The organism is Paenibacillus sp. J31R109 (assembly GCF_059692055.1).
In genome coordinates this window covers 61,629-78,973 of sequence record NZ_JCAUAR010000009.1, presented here as the reverse complement: position 1 = coordinate 78,973, position 17,345 = coordinate 61,629, and the positions used below count along the sequence as shown (strand labels likewise).

The 17,345-nt window shown below is 47.2% G+C and carries 15 protein-coding genes; 14 read left to right on the top strand and 1 reads right to left on the bottom strand.

Features of this window, described 5'->3' with window-relative positions:
• Positions 1-45: 45 nt before the first annotated feature.
• From AC58QT_RS21760 to AC58QT_RS21750, 3 genes are read left to right on the top strand one after another with little or no spacing between them, the layout of a single operon-like run.
• Positions 46-339 (top strand): hypothetical protein, encoded by a 294-nt coding sequence (locus AC58QT_RS21760; protein ID WP_497287177.1) that lies wholly within the window; start codon positions 46-48, stop codon positions 337-339.
• A 39-nt stretch (positions 340-378) separates the two neighbouring features.
• Positions 379-2,190, top strand: a complete 1,812-nt coding sequence (gene recQ / locus AC58QT_RS21755) for a DNA helicase RecQ (protein ID WP_497410875.1) — start codon at positions 379-381, stop codon at positions 2,188-2,190.
• Entirely contained in the window at positions 2,177-2,512 is a 336-nt protein-coding gene (locus tag AC58QT_RS21750) for a 4a-hydroxytetrahydrobiopterin dehydratase (RefSeq protein ID WP_497410874.1), read from the top strand. Before recQ ends, AC58QT_RS21750 begins: the two co-directional genes overlap by 14 nt.
• Here the strand turns inward: AC58QT_RS21750 and AC58QT_RS21745 are convergent.
• Positions 2,501-3,034 (bottom strand): GNAT family N-acetyltransferase, encoded by a 534-nt coding sequence (locus tag AC58QT_RS21745; RefSeq protein ID WP_497410873.1) that lies wholly within the window; start codon positions 3,032-3,034, stop codon positions 2,501-2,503. The genes AC58QT_RS21750 and AC58QT_RS21745 overlap by 12 nt on opposite strands.
• Positions 3,035-3,158: 124 nt before the next feature.
• On the opposite strand from AC58QT_RS21745, the gene AC58QT_RS21740 reads away from it, so the two are divergent.
• The 11 genes from AC58QT_RS21740 (at position 3,159) to AC58QT_RS21690 (ending at position 17,333) form a co-directional block, all read left to right on the top strand.
• The gene (locus AC58QT_RS21740) at positions 3,159-3,632 is read left to right on the top strand and encodes a GNAT family N-acetyltransferase (RefSeq protein WP_497410872.1); all 474 of its coding nucleotides are present in this window, start codon (positions 3,159-3,161) and stop codon (positions 3,630-3,632) included.
• 28 nt (positions 3,633-3,660) lie between these two features.
• Positions 3,661-4,500, top strand: a complete 840-nt coding sequence (locus AC58QT_RS21735) for a sulfurtransferase (protein ID WP_497410871.1) — start codon at positions 3,661-3,663, stop codon at positions 4,498-4,500.
• A 236-nt stretch (positions 4,501-4,736) separates the two neighbouring features.
• Positions 4,737-5,507: an ABC transporter ATP-binding protein gene (locus AC58QT_RS21730; protein WP_497410870.1), complete on the top strand. Its 771-nt coding sequence runs from the start codon at positions 4,737-4,739 to the stop codon at positions 5,505-5,507.
• Positions 5,470-6,570 carry an efflux RND transporter periplasmic adaptor subunit gene (locus tag AC58QT_RS21725; protein WP_497410869.1) on the top strand — a complete coding sequence of 367 codons (1,101 nt, stop codon included), beginning with the start codon at positions 5,470-5,472 and terminating at the stop codon, positions 6,568-6,570. The genes AC58QT_RS21730 and AC58QT_RS21725 overlap by 38 nt, the downstream gene beginning before the upstream one ends.
• 5 nt (positions 6,571-6,575) lie before the next feature.
• Positions 6,576-9,488 carry an ABC transporter permease gene (locus tag AC58QT_RS21720; protein ID WP_497410993.1) on the top strand — a complete coding sequence of 971 codons (2,913 nt, stop codon included), beginning with the start codon at positions 6,576-6,578 and terminating at the stop codon, positions 9,486-9,488.
• A gap of 1 nt (position 9,489) precedes the next feature.
• Complete coding sequence (locus AC58QT_RS21715) at positions 9,490-10,416, top strand: ABC transporter ATP-binding protein (protein WP_310501849.1); 927 nt, start codon at positions 9,490-9,492, stop codon at positions 10,414-10,416.
• Positions 10,413-11,888, top strand: coding sequence for an ABC transporter substrate-binding protein (locus AC58QT_RS21710; RefSeq protein WP_497410868.1), 1,476 nt, complete (start codon positions 10,413-10,415; stop codon positions 11,886-11,888). Before AC58QT_RS21715 ends, AC58QT_RS21710 begins: the two co-directional genes overlap by 4 nt.
• Positions 11,889-11,918: 30 nt before the next feature.
• Complete coding sequence (locus tag AC58QT_RS21705) at positions 11,919-14,075, top strand: hypothetical protein (protein WP_497410867.1); 2,157 nt, start codon at positions 11,919-11,921, stop codon at positions 14,073-14,075.
• A 186-nt stretch (positions 14,076-14,261) separates the two neighbouring features.
• On the top strand, positions 14,262-14,816 hold the full coding sequence (locus AC58QT_RS21700; RefSeq protein ID WP_497410866.1) for a hypothetical protein: 555 nt from the start codon (positions 14,262-14,264) through the stop codon (positions 14,814-14,816).
• A gap of 4 nt (positions 14,817-14,820) precedes the next feature.
• The gene (locus AC58QT_RS21695) at positions 14,821-15,948 is read left to right on the top strand and encodes a hypothetical protein (protein ID WP_497410865.1); all 1,128 of its coding nucleotides are present in this window, start codon (positions 14,821-14,823) and stop codon (positions 15,946-15,948) included.
• Between the two features lie 155 nt (positions 15,949-16,103).
• Positions 16,104-17,333, top strand: coding sequence for an MFS transporter (locus AC58QT_RS21690; protein WP_497410864.1), 1,230 nt, complete (start codon positions 16,104-16,106; stop codon positions 17,331-17,333).
• Positions 17,334-17,345 lie beyond the last annotated feature (12 nt).

Genomic DNA, 17,345 nt, shown 5'->3' with positions numbered 1-17,345 from the left:
TAAAGTGAAGCTATAAGAAATGCTTCTTGAAGGGAGACTGCGCGAGTGGGTATTAAATTTGGGCGTGAATATAAGGACATTGTGACTGATTTTGTACGAGGGATCGAAATGGTGAATGGATTCTACGAGCTGCTGGAGATGAATGCAGAAGACTGGCAGGAGCTTGATGCGAGTGAACAGGAAGAATGCCTGCGTACGCTGGCTGACGATATATTCTATGGACTAGGCAGTTCACCGGTCATGCAGGTTGGAGCGGGTTCAGTTAAACATGATGCAGGGAATCACGTGCTTAAGGTACATGATGGCGAAAAGTTAGTTTCGGTCATCTATCTGGTCTAAAACAGGCAGAACTGTGATATAGAAAGGTGTAAAGAAGCTATGTTGGATGGAGCAAGAAAGGTTCTGCAACAGGTATACGGGTATCCCGAGTTTCGAGAGGGCCAGAAAAATATTATTTCGAACCTTCTCGAAGGGAAGGACACCTTAGGCATTATGCCAACAGGCGGTGGGAAATCGATCTGTTACCAAGTGCCAGCCATGTTGATGGAGGGCGTGACGTTGGTCATTTCCCCTCTCATCTCCTTAATGAAGGATCAGGTGGATGCGCTTGGTGCGCTCGGAGTTTCGGCCACATTCATTAATAGTACGTTGGAAGCTAGAGAAGTGGAACAACGCATGCAGGGAGCTATGCAGGGTAAGTATAAGTTGCTTTACATAGCGCCTGAGCGCTTGGAATCAGAACGGTTTCGTGCGCGGATGGCGGCGTTGAACCTGCCTCTGGTCGCGATTGATGAGGCGCACTGTGTCTCGCAGTGGGGACATGATTTCCGACCGAGCTACGTCTCGATTGCGCCGTTCATTCGGCAGCTGCCGAATCGGCCGATTGTGGCTGCGTTCACGGCAACGGCTACCGCTGAGGTGACAGCGGACATTGCTAGGCTGTTGGACTTGGATGGGGCAGGGATTTTCATCAACGGTTTCTCGCGTGATAATTTGGAATTAACCATTCTTCGCGGTGAGAATAAGCGGGATTACATACAGAATTACGTGAAGGAACACACGCATCAACCTGGCATTATTTACGCAGCTACGCGCAAGGATGTTGAGGATTTGTACGAAACGTTACGTAAAAAAGGCTTCGCCGCTGGCAAGTATCATGCTGGGCTTTCGGATGATGAGCGCTCCTACATGCAGGAGGCGTTTCTCTATGATGATATTCGCGTGATGATCGCGACGAACGCTTTTGGAATGGGTATTGATAAATCCAATGTACGGTACGTGATTCACTACAATATGCCAAAAAATATGGAAGCCTATTACCAGGAAGCCGGACGTGCAGGGCGTGACGGTGAGCCGAGCGAGTGTATTTTGTTGTTCAGTGCGCAGGATATTATGACGCAGAAATTTTTGATTGAGCAGAATCAGCTTTCGCCCGAACGCAAAGCGAATGAATATAAGAAGCTCCAAACCATGATCGACTACTGCTATTCGCCGCGTTGTTTGCGGAATGCTATTTTACATTATTTTGATGAGCAAAATATTCAAGACACCTGCGGGAACTGCTCCTCCTGCAAGGACGATCGGGAAACGGTCGATATTACCGTCGAAGCACAAAAGATTTTCTCCTGTATCCGGCGCATGAACGAGCGCTTCGGGATTTCGATGGTCGCTTCTGTTTTGAAGGGCTCCAAGGCGAAGAAGATCATGGAATATCGCTTTGATCGCTTGCCGACGCATGGCATTATGAGCAACCTGCCGGAGAAAGAGATCGCCGAGTTGATCAATGTGCTGATTTCCGAAGGCTTCTTGCAGTTGTCCGATGGGCAATATCCGGTTGTTCGGTTGATGCAGCCTGCTGCAGAAGTGCTGCAGGGGAAGTTGTCTGTAAATCAAAAGGTACGCAAACAACCCGTTCGCGCTGTTGCTGCGATGGACAATACGTTGTTCGAGCAGCTGCGATTGCTGCGTCGTGAAATGGCTGCGCGTGAGAAGGTGCCGCCGTATATTATTTTCGCCGATAGTACGCTGCGTGAGATGAGTGAGAGCTGTCCGACTACGGAAGCCGCGATGTTGCGCATCAAAGGGGTCGGTGAGGTCAAATACCGGAACTACGGGAAGCCGTTCTTGGAGCTTCTTCGCACGTATGCGGGAGAGAGCGATATGGGCGCGGTTGCGTATGAGTTCGAGTGAGGGAGCGAAGCGGATGGTGAGGGTGAAGTTAGAGCGAGTGACTATTGATGCGCAATTGGCCGCTTTGGGAACGTGGGTCCTTGAAGCGGAGGAGAGCAAGTGGATCGTGCGGAAGTATCGGTTTACTACTTTTCTGCAAGCGATCGCTTTCGTGAATGAAGTCGCTCAACTGTCTGAAGCCATGAACCACCATCCGATGATCGCGATTGATTATAAAATGGTTACGCTGCGCCTGACCTCGTGGCGTGCTGGCGGTTTGACCGAGCTCGATTTTCGGACCGCTGCGAAGTTTGATCAGGCGTATGCCGAGCTAACGCGCTAAGAGGATGGTTGGACCGGTATAGACCATGCAGTGGAAGTCTGCGGGGCCAGTTGGTGTCCATTTCTCGTAGTTGTCTGTCATGGTGAAGCCAGCGCGCTGGTAAGCGCGTATCGCTCGCTCGTTCCAAACGAGTACCTCGAGGTCGATTTCTTGCTCAGGGGAGCGGCGTTGGGCTTCGGCTACGAGCAGCTGAACAAATTGCGTACCGAGTCCACGCTTGTTAGACCCGCCTTGACCGCAAAGATCCGGTCGAAGCCCAAGGCCTAGCCGCGTGACGCCAACGATCGGGAAGAATTGAACGAATCCCATTAGTGTGCCGTTTATATCCACGACTCCCCGATATTGTGAGTCCCTAATTTGTGGATCAGCGAATTCCGATTGGTTATCGAGCATGGTTTCCCAGGATGGCCAGTTGTAAATGGCATAAGGAACCGGATATCGCCATGTACATAGCTCCTGACAAGCAGTTTCCGTTAATGGAACCACGTACCATGGTAAAGTTAAGGTAATAGGTTGAGGCATAGTAGGGGCAACCTTTCTATAGGCAGGTATGTGTAACGATGAAGTATCCATTGTTTGATAACGCAAGATCAGATTCCCATTTTAGTTATACCATACCTAATAAAGAATAAGGAGGGCACCCGTGATGACACAAGTGACCATTCGTGAAGCCGTAATGTCTGATATCCCCCAGCTCAAAACTTTAATGCTCGCTTATATTGTGGATTTTTATGAGTACCGACAACCTGATGACGAGAAGCTGAACGTTTTGATTCATGAACTTCTCGAACAGAAAGTGGGCATTCAATTTGTTGCTGAGACCGAGGAAGGGGCGTTGGTTGGCTTTGCGACCTTATATTTTACCTTCAGCACGCTGCGTGCCTCCAAAGTTGCGGTGATGAACGATTTGTTTGTTGTAGAAGCAGAGCGTGGACATGGTGCGGCGGCCAAGCTTTTTGCTGCTTGCAAAGGATACTCGGCTAGACACGGATATGCCAATTTATCGTGGGTAACCGCACAAGATAACTTACGCGCGCAAGCATTTTACGATAAAATGGGTGGAGACCGCAATCATTGGTATTCCTACTCCGTTAATCCCACAAGTGGGCTTGGCGACTAATTTATAGGTTGGGGAAGGTGGCAGAACCGTGGAGAATATCGTTAGTCAGAGTTGGCTGCTAGGGCAGCTAGGGGATGCAAATATCGTAATAGCGGATTGTCGTTTTGCATTGGGCAAGCCTGAATCAGGCCGTGAACAGTATGATCAGGATCATATTGAAGGAGCGGTGTACGTTGATTTAGAAAAGGACTTATCCGGTGCATTGATGGCGCATGGCGGACGACATCCACTTCCGGATCTAGGTGCGTTCTCGATCCTCGTTGGCAGTCTCGGCATTGACGGCACGAAGACCGTCGTTGCTTATGACGATCAAGGCGGAGCCATGGCATCGCGCTTGTGGTGGATGCTGAAATTCCTCGGCCACTCCGAGGTCTATGTATTGGATCAAGGGTACAGTGCATGGAAAACTGCTGGGTATCCAGTTTCTGCTGAAGCGCCTGCGGTATTCCCGCGCACCTTCTCACCGAAGGTGCACCGGTCCATGCTAGCGAGCATGGACGAAGTGAAGGACAAGCTCGGCCGTCCAGGCACCGTACTCGTCGATTCGCGCGAGGAGCGCCGCTACCTCGGCTTGGAAGAGCCGATCGATGCGGTGGCTGGCCACATCCCAGGCGCGCGCAACTTCTTCTGGAAAGGCGTTCTCGGCGAGAACGGCGCTTGGTTGTCAGCTGCGGAGCAGGAACAGCATTTTGCCGCACTGCGTGACGCTGATGAAATCATCGTCTATTGCGGCTCGGGCGTGACGGCGTGCCCGAACGTGCTGGGACTCAGCGAAGCGGGCTTTGATAATGTGAAGCTCTACAGCGGAAGCTGGAGCGACTGGATTTCGTGGGAAGATAACCCGATTGCCAAGGGTGAAGAGGAATAGCACACAACAAAAATGGTTCACTGCTAAGAAATTGGCGGTGAACCATTTTTTTCGTGCGCATGAAACAAAATAGGTAATTAGTTGTATGGATGTATTTTCCAATTAAGGGTATATTCCAATTGGTTAACTAAATTGGAATTGTCAACCATTTTAATTCCCAGTATATTGAAACTTTTTTCCAACATTCATCGTCTACTTTATCATACGAACAATATGGAAATGAAAGGAAAAAACGCATGACAAGCTGGTTTCGTAAAAAAGGCACTTTGGAGGCTATTGCTTTAGAAGAGGAGCCATTAGCTAGTAGCAGTTTCACTCGCAACATTACGCCCCATACACCTTTGTTGAGGGTAAGCGATGTACATCGCTCTTTTCAAGTTGGAGGTGGGCAAATCGATGTTCTGAAAGGGATTGAGATGGAGCTGAGGCCGCTGCAACTTGTCATGCTCAAAGGGCGATCAGGTTCAGGGAAAACAACGCTGCTCAATTTAATCGGAGGGCTGGATCTGCCAACGAAGGGGGAGATTGTGTTTCAAGAGCATGACTTTCACCATAGCAGTGATGATGATAGGACGTTGATCCGTCGTAAGGAGATTGGTTTTATCTTTCAATCCTATGCCTTAATGCCCTTGCTATCTGCTTGGGAAAATGTTGAGTTGGCGCTGCGGATGGCAGGCACGCCTCGCTCTCAGTGGAAAGAGCGTGTGCATCATTGTCTTGACCTTGTCGGTCTAGGGAAAAGGATGCATCATCGTCCCTACGAGCTTTCCGGTGGTGAACAGCAGCGTGTCGCGATCGCCAAAGCGATTGCGCATCGGCCATCGCTCATATTGGCCGATGAACCAACTGCTGAGCTGGATTCACAGATGGGCGCGCAAATTATGTCGGTTTTTCGCAACATCATCGCGACAGAGCAAGTTACGATTTGTATGACGACACACGACCCAACAATTTTGGAGGATGCCGATCATGTTTATGAAATGGTGGACGGAAGATTCGTCACGTAAGTGGACGATGAAACCACTCGCAGCATTAGTATTAAGTTCTACACTCCTTCTATCTTCAGGATGTGCACTGTTGCCTAAGGAACAAGATGAAGAAGCACTTCCGTCAATTAATCCACCGAAGCTGTCTAAGAAGCCTGAGTATACGGTGAAAACGGAAACCCTTGAGACAAAAGTGAGAGGGAGCGGGCGATTAATGGCCTTGCAAGAAGAGAAATTATTTTTCTCGGAGGATATGTCTGCTAAACGGATAAGTGCCATACTTGTAAAAAATGGCGATTCCGTCGAACAGGGACAGCCAATTGCCGAACTCGACGTATCGGATATCGAAAGCGATTTGAAGCGTAAAAAGCTTCAAACACGCAAGGATGAGCTGACGATGATCGAAACACTTCGCAAGGCTGACGAGATGTCGCCAGAACAGATCGAGCAGGCGAAGATTGATTTTGAACTGAAACGTGAGGAACTGACGAAGCTTGAATCACAAGTGGGTAAGGCGAAGCTGCTCGCACCGTTCAGTGGAACCATTGTCACCGTATCGGCTAAGAAAGGGGATACCGTGAAGTCAGGTGAATCCGTAGCCATTATTGCCAATCTCAATGAACTAACTGTCGCCGCAAGCATTAGTGCAGATGATGCGAAGAAAGTAGCGATTGGCATGGAAGCTCAGGTGGATATTAATTCAGCTGGTTCGCACAAAGGGAAAGTAAAGCAGCTACCGAACCCTCAAGCTGGAAACAACGCTAATAATGGTGGATTCCCCGGTCAGGGACAGCAAGGGGAACAAGATACGATTGATAATTATTTGGTTGTGCAGTTGAATGAGTTTCCCAAAGGGCTGAACCGCGGTACACCGCTAAGTGTGACGATTGTGACGCAGAGAAAAGAAAATGCTACGACAATTCCTCTTGCGGCACTTCGCTCCTATTCAGGCCGAAATTATGTGCAAGTGGTTGATGCCCAAGGCAACAAGAAAGAAGTGGACGTGGAGATTGGGCAGCAGACGTCAACGGATGTGGAAATTATCAAAGGTCTTACAGCTGGACAGAAAGTAGTAGGTCGCTAATGTCCATGCCGATGCTGCGGTTTTTATTTCGGAAAATGTGGAATACCCGCTGGCTAACGCTCAGCACCCTGCTTGGTCTTGTCTTGGCAGTTGCTTTCACCACCAGCATTCCTATGTATGCCAATGGGTCTCTGAAGCGTGTCGTAGCCAAATCCTTAGAAGCTAAGAGCGAGGGACTTCCGGCAGGTTCGTTGCTCATGCGGTATCAAGCAGTAGGAACAGAACGTGCAGATTTGAATGATCTAGAGAGCGTCAAGACGTATATTCAACAGGATGTTCCCACAGATATAGGTTTTCCAATACATACATATGCAAGTAGTTATGCAATTAAAGGAGCACAGCTAACTCCTGCTGAAGGGACCAAAGCTGATCCGAGTAAACGTCGTCAAATGACTTTAACGTCACTAAGTGGGTTAAAGGACGAAGTCGAATGGTCCAATGGCCAAATGGCTTCTGGAGACATGAAAAATGGTCAAATCGAAGCTGTCGTCATGGAAGAAGCCTTGTTCCGCAACGATTTGCACGTAGGTGACGTGTTCAATTATTCCGTTGCAAGTGCAAGCGGCAGTCAATTGCTTAAGGTCAAGATCGTGGGTTCCTTCAAGCCGAAGGACGAAACGAGCGCATATTGGTTTCAAGGGTTAGAGGGTTTAATCAATGCACTTATTATTAGCGATGATGCATTCATCAAGACGTTGTTGACGGATAAGAAAATTCCACTGCAACTTGCGAATTGGTATTATGCTTTCGATCTGCGAGACATTCAAACAAGTCAATTGTCGCCGCTTGATAACCGTTTGGAACGACTAGATATCAACTTGTTCCAGAAGCTTAAGAATACGAAGGTAGATGTCTCCTTTAAGCCGATTCTAAGCGAATTCAAAACACAAAGCCTACAGATGCAGATTCTCTTATTCACATTAGCGGCGCCGATGATTGCGATGGTTTTCTATTACATTATGATGAATGCCAGACAATCGCTGGATCGACAGCGCGGTGTGATTGCCATCTTGCGAAGCCGTGGGGGCAGCACGAAGCAAATCGTGGGCATCTACTTCCTAGAAGGATTGTTGCTAGGCGTAATTGCGCTGTTGATTGGACCCTGCATAGGCTGGTTCATGGCGAAAAGCATTGGTTCCACCAGTGGGTTTCTAACCTTCGTGGATCGCAAGTCGATGCCGATCAGCCTTACACCAGAAGCGCTGCTCTACGGTGGGCTCGCTGTTCTTATTGCCATTCTCGCCAGCGTCATTCCAGCTGTGCTTTTTGCAAGATCTTCAATCGTAAACTACAAGCAGCAGCTTGCAAGGTCAGACCGTTCACCACTATGGCAGCGTTGGTTTCTCGACATCGTTCTGTTGGGGCTTGTAGGTTATGGTTTCTACTTATTTGACCAACGTCAAGTGTTATCTGTGCAAACAGGCATGACAACTGATCAACTGCAAGTTCATCCGCTGCTGTTTTTCGTACCGGCACTTTCGATCTTCGCGTTGGGACTTTTCTTTCTACGCATCTTTCCATGGTTGCTGCGATTGTTCGGTTGGTTTGGCCGGAAGTTCCTGCCTGTGCCGCTCTATTTAACGCTTGTACAGCTGTCACGTTCAGCTAAAGCCTATTACCCGCTAATGCTGCTGCTCATTCTTACGCTCGGTCTTGGCGTGTACAATTCTTCCGCTGCACGTACGATTGATTTGAACTCTTCGGAGCGAATCTTGTACCAGTATGGGACTGACGTCGTGATTCAAACCGTGTGGGAAGGTTTCTCGGATGATGTGCCACAGAATCCGAACCCCGGAGGGAATGGTGGCGAAGCTCAAGGCGGAAATGGAGGGTCTGGTACTGGTGGCGGCCAAAACCAAGGCCAGGGTCAAGGTCAAGGTCAAGGTGGTCAGAAGCCTGGCGAGGAAACGCCTTCCAAAATCCGATATGTAGAGCCGCCATTTCAAGTGTTCCGCGATTTAGAAGGCGTTCAGGCTGCTGCTAGAGTCATGCAAACCAAAGGGAATGTGGTTGTATCCGGTAAATCTACCGGGCAGGGACTTGTCATGGGGATCGATAACACGGATTTCGCTAAAGTTGCATGGTTCCGTCCTGATTTATTCCCAGCTCATCCAAATGAATATTTGAATTTACTAGGCAGCTATGAGCAAGCGGTTATCATTCCTTCCAGCTACGCTAGCAAATATGCACTTAAAGCGGGAGATTTGCTATCCATTTCGATCGGCCAACAGCCTATGGAATTTGTAATTGTTGGGATATTACCGTATTGGCCGGCTCAATATCCAGATCAAACGCCATTTTTCATAGCAAATCTAGACTATATCTATGATCAAGCACCAATTATACCTTATGACGTATGGCTCAAAATGAAACCAGACGCTAAGGTGACGCCGATTGTTACGGCATTGCAAGACAAAGGGATTGAAATTGCTGCCATCAAGGATGTTCGCAATGAGCTCATCGTCCAGAAGAAGCTCCCAGCAAGAGGTGGTGTATTCGGTATTCTTAGCTTGGGTTTCCTTGTTTCTGTCGTGGTGTCTTTGATCGGTTACATGCTGTATTGGTTCTTTAACTTATCTAGCAGGGTTGTACAATTCGGTGTTCTGCGTGCTATGGGGCTCTCCCGTAAGCAATTAACGGGTATGTTGTTGCTGGAGCAAGGGTTCACAGCTGGACTATCCATCGTGTTAGGTATTGCAATTGGCAAGCTAACGAGTTATTTCTTCCTCCCCTTTCTGCAAACGTCCCAGAATGTGAAGACACAGGTGCCACCGTTCCGAGTCGTGTTCGATTCCAAGGACACCTACCAGTTATATATCGTAGTTGCTTTCATGATGCTAACTGGGGCCATGTTGCTGTTCTTACATATTAGAAGGCTGCGTGTTCACCAAGCAGTGAAGCTGGGAGAGGAGAAATAGCATGATAACTTGCGAAGGCTTAGTGAAAATTTACAAAACCGACGAGATCGAAGTTGTCGCGCTGCAAGGACTTAATATTCAGATTAATGACGGTGAATTAATGGCGATTATCGGCAACAGTGGAAGCGGTAAATCTACGTTGCTGAACATTTTAGGAGGTCTTGATCGCCCCTCCGCAGGTGCTGTGAAAGTCGGAGATTGGGATTTGCTAAAGATTACAGATAAGCAGCTCGTTGATTATAAACGACATACAGTCGGCTTCATCTGGCAAAATAATGCACGTAATCTCGTTTCTTACTTGACTGCACTCGAAAATGTGGAAATGCCCATGATGCTGAGCGGGAACTACGACCCTGCTTACGCAAAGCAATTGCTGGAATGGGTCGGTCTGGGTCACCGCTTGAATAATAAACTACAGGAGCTTTCCGGTGGAGAGCAACAGCGCGTGGCTATTGCGATTTCATTAGCCAATCGTCCGCGTTTGCTGCTTGCGGATGAACCAACGGGGTCAGTTGATACGAAGACAGCGGATATGATTCTTTCTATTTTTCAACGATTGAATAAGGAACTGGGTGTCACGATTGTCATAGTTACTCACGATATGTCCATGGCTGGCAAAGTAGGGCGCGTCGTTGCTATTCGAGATGGAATGACAAGTTCAGAGTTTATCGCTCGCAATCCTTCGAATTCAGCCGAAGAGGGGACTTCGACGGGGCTCTCAGGTGAGGCTCATGAAGAATATGTCGTGTTGGATCGTGCAGGCCGTCTACAGGTTCCCAAAGCGTATTTAACCGCTCTGAACATTGAAGGGAAAGCTACAATGGAGTTTGATGGCGAGACCATCACAATTAAAGCACCGAGAGCACTTTCGGCAGAAGAGGAGCAAACGTCAATTCATCCACAAAGGGTCGGAGGAAAATCAAAATGAAACGTAAAATGATAGTGACAACCTTAACTTTAGCTTTAATGGCTCCACTTGCTGTTGCTTGTACCAAAGGGGAGAAAGCAGACGATAACCAAGAGCGTGTGCTGAGGATCGCGACGAATATGGGGTATGGTGGTAATTATGAATATTTCACACAGCAATTCACTGAAATATTTGAATTTGCCAACCCGAACATTAAGCTGGAAATCGTTTCAACGATGGATGAAAAGCTTATGAACGGTGGCCTTCAGCCTGGTGAGAAGATGCCAGACCCGATGGAGAAGTTAAAAGAAGTAATGCAGGGCGATAATCCGCCGGATGTGGTCATGCTTGGTTATGAACAGTTGCCAGAAATTATCGATAGCAATCTGCTTTTACAGCTGGATTCACGCATAACAAAGGATAAATTCGATACAGCCGGCATTGTCCCAGCCGTAATGGAAGGTATGAAAAATGCAGGCGGTGGTAAGATTTACGCACTTGCTCCGACATTCAGTTCCTCTGCACTTATTTATAATAAGAAAATGTTTCAAGATGCGGGAGTCGATTATCCGAAAGACGGCATGACATGGGATGAGACATTTGATCTTTCCAAACGATTGGCAAAAGGGGAAGGGGATCAGCGAATCAATGGGTTCTCTTTTACAACCCAAGCCCAAGGTGCGGATTTGTTCTACGGCATGCAAATGTATACAGCCCCTCTGCAATTAAGCATGTTTGATGATGCTGGCGAGAAAATGACGGTAGACACAGACCAATGGGAGAAAGTATGGGCCAAAATGGCACAGTTGCAAAAAGATAATGTGTTCCCACCGGTAGCTGATCCGCAGAAACAAATGAATCAGAGGTTTGATCAAAATAATCCTTTTGCATACGATGCTTTTATGTCGGGTCGCTTGGCCATGTCGATTCTCAATTATGGTCAACTTCCACAACTCACGAACGCCAATAAAAATGCAGCTAATTATAAAGGTTACACACCGATTGATTGGGATGTTGTAACGATTCCTTCTCACCCGGAAGCCAAAGGCGTTGGCGGCTCTATTTATATGAATGGCATTATGGGCATTAACGCCAAATCGCAAAATCCCGATGATGCCTGGAAGTTCATCAAGTTCATTAATGGTGATGAGTGGGCTAAACTTAAATCGCGTAGTCAAAATATGTTGGTGTCACGCTCGAAATACTTAAAACCTACAGAAGGACTGGATTTTCACATGGAAGCTTTTTATAATGTGACACCAGCTCCGATGGAAGATAATTCGAAAATTTACCGTAATAATCCTAATATTTATCAGGTGCAGGAAATTGGTCGTAAGCTGTTTAGTGATGTCTTACAGGGGAAAATGGCGGCACGAGAAGCACTTAAAAAATGGCAGACAGATGGCGATGCCATGATCAAGCAAATGAAAGAAAACCCAACAGCACCCGGGCAACCCATAATGAATCAAGCAATTGCAGTTCCAGCAGGATAAGAAGGATATAGAAGGAGGCGAGAATCCATCATGAACATCCCAATTCACCACAAGCGCCTAGTAACTATAGCCTTGTCAGCGATGCTTGTGCTAGGAGCGACTACCCCCGTCTGGGCTGATAGCAGCCCCTCCGCGCCTGTATTAGATGTGGGGAAGGTAAACATAACGGGAAGCAGTTATTTTGAGTTACAACAGATTCATCTTCAACAAAATGCTAGCGGGAAGTTAGCGACATTTACGATTACGATCCATAACGAGGGCAGCAATGAACTGCAATTTATTGATTATTGGACACGTCTAAAAAGTAAATCCGGCAAGCAATTCTCCGTACGATTACTTCCGGCAGATAAGGATAAGAACCGGGTAGCTCCCGGTTCAACGACAGATGTGACGTTTTATGCAACGGTGGATGCGAGTACCAACTTACAAGATCTTGTTGTGCAATTTATTAAGTGGGATTTCAACCAAACGGATTTTGAACGAATTATAGGTGAGGTAGCGATTCCCGATGATTATACAGATGTAACACCTGCTGATCTTGCCTCTGTGATTTCGGTTGGTGGAACTAACGTGAAGGCGTCGATTACAAAGTTTGTCAGCAACAAGAATGAGAAATATCATGTGCCTACGGTGTATGTAAGCTTAGAGAATGTTGGAAGTCATACCGTAACCATTCCTGCGTACCTCTTCTCAATCCGCACTTCAGAAGGTCTCTTGTATCCGATGGAAGCCAAAGGATTGAAGGATTTGCAAATTAATCCGAAGGAAACCAAGGAAATTCAGCTCTCTGGTTCAATTCCAGTTGCTGTTGCTGCAGATGCTTGGCAATTAGCGATTGCGGAGACGATTGCAGACTTGAAATTAAATGTTGCGGTCGCGAATTTCCAGCTGCCAACGGTTTCTCAGCCTGAAGGTGGATCTGTTGGTAAAGCATATACCTTCACCAATAAATCAGGTGTGTATACGGCGCAGCTGAACGGTTTGCACAGATTGCCGTGGGAGGATCAAGACTTACTTACAGCTGATTTAACGCTAAGCAATAACGGGGATGATTCGCTGCCTATTCCAAAATTATCCGGCTACTTTTTATTGGATGACGCAGTGAAAATTGATGCAAAGCTTATTCAAACAGCTAAAGTGATTGGGTTAGGAGCGGGTGCAAGTGTCAACCTGCAAGTTGCAGGCAAGGTACCTTATACGTATGAGTTCTCACAAATCAAATTAGTTCTCCAAGAGAATGAGGGGGAAACGACGGGAACCGGAACAGGCACAAACACAGGCAGTGCGACAGCGACTGATGTGCTGGAATTCTCGACACAGGCTGAGCTCCAGGCTATTCCATTGATTGGGATGGGGCAATTCTATACATCTAATGATATCGGACGTAAAGCTAAGTACGGAGTTCTAAGCGTATCGACCTATGCAGATAAAACGAATATGATGTATTCGGCGATGGTGGAAGCGACTAATTTGGAGAAGCGATTCACGAATGTGTCTAAATTGGTTGCTAATTTCCGTTCATCGGACGGTACGATTTTCCCAGCAAACGTCGCGGAAGTGAAAAACAAAATTAGCCCTACGGGCAAAGCGCTGTTAAATGTATGGGCATCGGTTCCCAAGGGATTCGCCACGACAAATATGAATTTACTTCTAGGAGAAGCCGTGACAGAAGGTAAGTTGTCGGAAGGTGAGAAAGCTGTCGCGGATGGCTATGTGAACCCAGTAGCTTACTTGCTGCCAGATGAGAAGAGCGATGTAGCTACAACACTTAAAAATGTGGAATTGTTCCCTTATACGATCTCGATTGATAAAATAGGAACGTCCATTTCGGACGGTGCATTTACGTTGAAATTTAACTACGAGTTAACCAAAGAGAAAATGACAGAAATTAATACCGAAGGTCATAACCTACTGCTTGTGTTTGAAGATGGCGGCGGGATTAAGCGATTTGAAAAGAAATTTGATTTTAAAGATTTTGATGTCATTAATGGAGATTCAACGGCGGATGAAGATGTTAAGATTCGTCTTGGTAAGAGAGACAATTTCAAAATAACAAGTCCAGATCCAGGACTCATTTATAATACTAAATTTCTACAAAAGTATACGCTCAGCATCTATGACGAATTCCAAGGTCAAAGAAAGCTGCTAGCGACGCAGAAAGCGGATTGGTTTGTCACTACGGACTAATGTTGAACAAAAGTTATCACAAGAGTGGAAAAGCATACAGAGCGTGGTGCGTGGACCAACTAACACCGCTGCTCTGTATTTTTTATTTCCTGATATCAAAGATTTTGTAAAATCTTGAGATATCTTGTCGTCTCGATATGCTAGAATAATAGAAAGGATTGGGAATAATAGGCAGAGGGGTATTGTATGAAGAACAAGAGTGGGATTTTGGTCGTGGGTTGTCTTGGTTTTATTGGCATATTGGTGGTAATTGCAATTATCACGGCAGCCGTGGTGTGGGGACAACGGGGGACAGCCATTGCGTTGGATGAGCAAATTAAGTCACAACATGTGGCGAATAAGTCCAACTACGATAACATGTGGAAACGGTTCAAAGAAATGGCGCAAGTCACTGACATGCAAGCTGATGATATCAAAAAAGTATATACCGACCTCATTTCAGGTCGTTACACGAATACACAAGCTCTTTTCCAAGTGATACAAGAGCAGAACCCGCAAATGAGCAGCACTTTGTATACGAAGCTGCAAAATGAAGTTTCTTCGGCGCGAACCGAGTTTGACCGGAATCAAAAGAAAATTGCTGATCAAGTTCGTGAGTATAACACGCATATTCGGAAACATGTGCTGATGAACGCTATTTTCCATTTTGAAACCATGGATGCAGAGAAGTTTATTATTACTTCGGATCGTACGAGCGATGCGTATCAAACAGGCAAAGATAACGAAGTGAAGCTGAGGTAAGCACATGGCGTATTGGTCGGCGTTTTTTCTCGTTTTGATTGTTGGATTTGCCACTGAGCTCGTAACGGGACGCAAATGGTGGAGATATGTGGGGATATCGCTATTGGCTGCCACCCTATTTGCTGGTGTAGTAGCTGGTGACTTTTATGTGAGGACAGTCGATACAGAGGTCTGGTCGGGGAGCGTGACGAACTGGGAGCACACAGAAGAGTGGGACGAGTGGATTCCGGGCAAGAAAGAATGTTCCACGGATGCTAACGGCCGCAAGAGCTGTACCCAAAATCCGGGGCACTACGAGCACCACAAGGCGAAAAACAAGATTAAAACCTCGGACAACGGATGGTTTGAAGTGGACGAGTCCATGAACGGGAGAACTAGGTTTAATGATCGCTCCCCCAATACGACAGCCGAATTAGCCAAATATTTTCCACTGGGGACGCCTTCAGCTTCCGTTCATTTGTATGTGAATAAGGTGCGAAGTTCTTACAGTCTTTTTAAACATGAAGACATTGATCTAAAAGATTACCCTGATCTGCCAGGGTATCCGAGCCATGTATCGGAGCTGCTTCATGTCGATAGGATTGTAGGCGCTGTGCCGAATGGCCTGCAAGCCTTGCAAGCATTGGCGGCGTGGAATACCGAGTTGAACAAAGCGGTGCCTGACCCTGAGAATCCGGGGGAGACCAAGTCGTGGAAACAAGTCAATTTAATTTTTGTGAATTTGGGGACGGATCTGCCGCAAGAATACGGTTATGCTCTTCAGGATAAATGGAAGAACGGCAATAAGAACGATTTTGTCGTTAGCTTCAGCCCGTCAACGGATGGTTCGATGAGGTGGGTACATGCTTTCTCCTGGAGTGAAGTAGATATGCTCAAGCTTGAAGTTCAGGACTACATGATGGCGCAGGGGTTTGGCAAAGATTTTGTGCCGATCGTGGACCATGTGGCCAAGATGGTGGCAGACCAATTTGTGAGAAAGCAATTTGCTGACTTTAACTATTTGCAAATTGAAGTAAGCGAAACCTCGACTTACATCATTTGGGGACTTGAGATGACGCTGCTTGCGTTCTATATGTATAAATGCATCAGAACCTCCCTTCATCGTCGACGGAAATTAACATACGAGTATTGATAAGAGCGTTCTCCCACCGGATGGTGAGAGGGCGCTTTTTCTGAATTTACTTTTTTGCATGAAACGTTTCAATAAGGCTCGTATTAGTCGTATAATTAACCTGTTTACAATTAGGAGATGGGACAGCCCAACCTCAACTACTCTACGATAAGGGCGTGAGTTCATTGCGTTTTACCTCCAAAGATTCTGTGTTGAGTCATCCATCGTTCAATTATTTTTGGATTTCGCGCATGTTTTCCTCTTCTTCTTTTCAGATGCTTTCTGTCGCGATTGGGTGGCAAATGTATGACTTGACCCACGATGCGTTCAGTCTCGGCTTCGTCGGGCTAGCTCAGTTTGTGCCGATGGTGCTGCTTACCTTCGTTGTAGGGCAGGTGGCGGACCGCTTTGACCGTCGGAGGATTGTCTTCATCTGTCAGTTCATCGAGGCCTTGATTGCCGTTCTGCTGCTATTGGGCAACCTGAATGACTGGCTCGGACGAGAGGAAATTCTTGTGGCAGCTGCCATTCTCGGTGCTTGTCGCGCCTTTGAAGGTCCTACTTCCTCTGCGCTGCTGCCGCAGTTGGTCCCCAAATCCATCATGCAGCAGGCGATTGCCTGGAGCACGTCCGTCGGACAAACGTCGCAAATTATAGGACCATCGCTCGGCGGCTTGCTTTTCGCGATAGGGCCCACTTTCGTATACAGCACAGCGACAATTGCCTTGCTCGGTGCTGGCATCCTAACGTTCTTGATTCGTATGACGCCTATCGAACGTAAATTCGAGCCTGTCACCATGCGTTCTGTGTTCATGGGGTTAACGTTTATTTATCGCAAACCGATCATTCTCGGGACGATTTCTCTTGATCTATTTGCTGTTTTATTAGGCGGAGCGACAGCTCTATTGCCAATCTTTGCGCAGGATATTTTGCATACGGGACCTGTGGGACTGGGGCTTATGCGAACCTCACCGGCAATTGGTGCCTTATTGATGTCGGTCGTGTTGGCCTATTTTCCACTGCAAAAGTCAGTCGGACTTAAGCTCTTTGGGGCACTCGCTGTTTTTGGACTTGCAACGATGCTATTCGCTATTTCGACGAACCTGATCGTATCGTTATTCGCTCTATTCCTCGTGGGCGCTTCGGACGTAGTCAGCGTCGTGATCAGGTCATCCCTTGTGCAGCTGCAAACGCCAGACGAGATGCGAGGCAGGGTTAACGCCGTGAATTCACTATTCATTGGGACATCAAATCAGCTGGGAGAGTTCGAATCGGGCATCGTGGCTGGTTTCATCGGCGCAGCTCCGGCTGCGCTCGTCGGTGGCATAGGGACACTTGCTGTTGCAGGCCTGTGGATGTATCTGTTTCCGTCGCTTCGGAGGCTGCGGTCTTTATCGGGTAGTTAGAATGGAAAAAGG

Excerpts from the sequence above, each read along its gene's own strand:
- recQ (WP_497410875.1), top strand. The coding sequence starts at position 379 with ATGTTGGATGGAGCAAGAAAGGTTCTGCAACAGGTATACGGGTATCCC.
- AC58QT_RS21750 (WP_497410874.1), top strand. The coding sequence starts at position 2,177 with ATGAGTTCGAGTGAGGGAGCGAAGCGGATGGTGAGGGTGAAGTTAGAG.
- AC58QT_RS21745 (WP_497410873.1), bottom strand. The coding sequence starts at position 3,034 with ATGCCTCAACCTATTACCTTAACTTTACCATGGTACGTGGTTCCATTA.
- AC58QT_RS21740 (WP_497410872.1), top strand. The coding sequence starts at position 3,159 with ATGACACAAGTGACCATTCGTGAAGCCGTAATGTCTGATATCCCCCAG.
- AC58QT_RS21730 (WP_497410870.1), top strand. The coding sequence starts at position 4,737 with ATGACAAGCTGGTTTCGTAAAAAAGGCACTTTGGAGGCTATTGCTTTA.
- AC58QT_RS21725 (WP_497410869.1), top strand. The coding sequence starts at position 5,470 with ATGTTTATGAAATGGTGGACGGAAGATTCGTCACGTAAGTGGACGATG.
- AC58QT_RS21720 (WP_497410993.1), top strand. The coding sequence starts at position 6,576 with ATGCCGATGCTGCGGTTTTTATTTCGGAAAATGTGGAATACCCGCTGG.
- AC58QT_RS21715 (WP_310501849.1), top strand. The coding sequence starts at position 9,490 with ATGATAACTTGCGAAGGCTTAGTGAAAATTTACAAAACCGACGAGATC.
- AC58QT_RS21710 (WP_497410868.1), top strand. The coding sequence starts at position 10,413 with ATGAAACGTAAAATGATAGTGACAACCTTAACTTTAGCTTTAATGGCT.
- AC58QT_RS21705 (WP_497410867.1), top strand. The coding sequence starts at position 11,919 with ATGAACATCCCAATTCACCACAAGCGCCTAGTAACTATAGCCTTGTCA.
- AC58QT_RS21700 (WP_497410866.1), top strand. The coding sequence starts at position 14,262 with ATGAAGAACAAGAGTGGGATTTTGGTCGTGGGTTGTCTTGGTTTTATT.
- AC58QT_RS21695 (WP_497410865.1), top strand. The coding sequence starts at position 14,821 with ATGGCGTATTGGTCGGCGTTTTTTCTCGTTTTGATTGTTGGATTTGCC.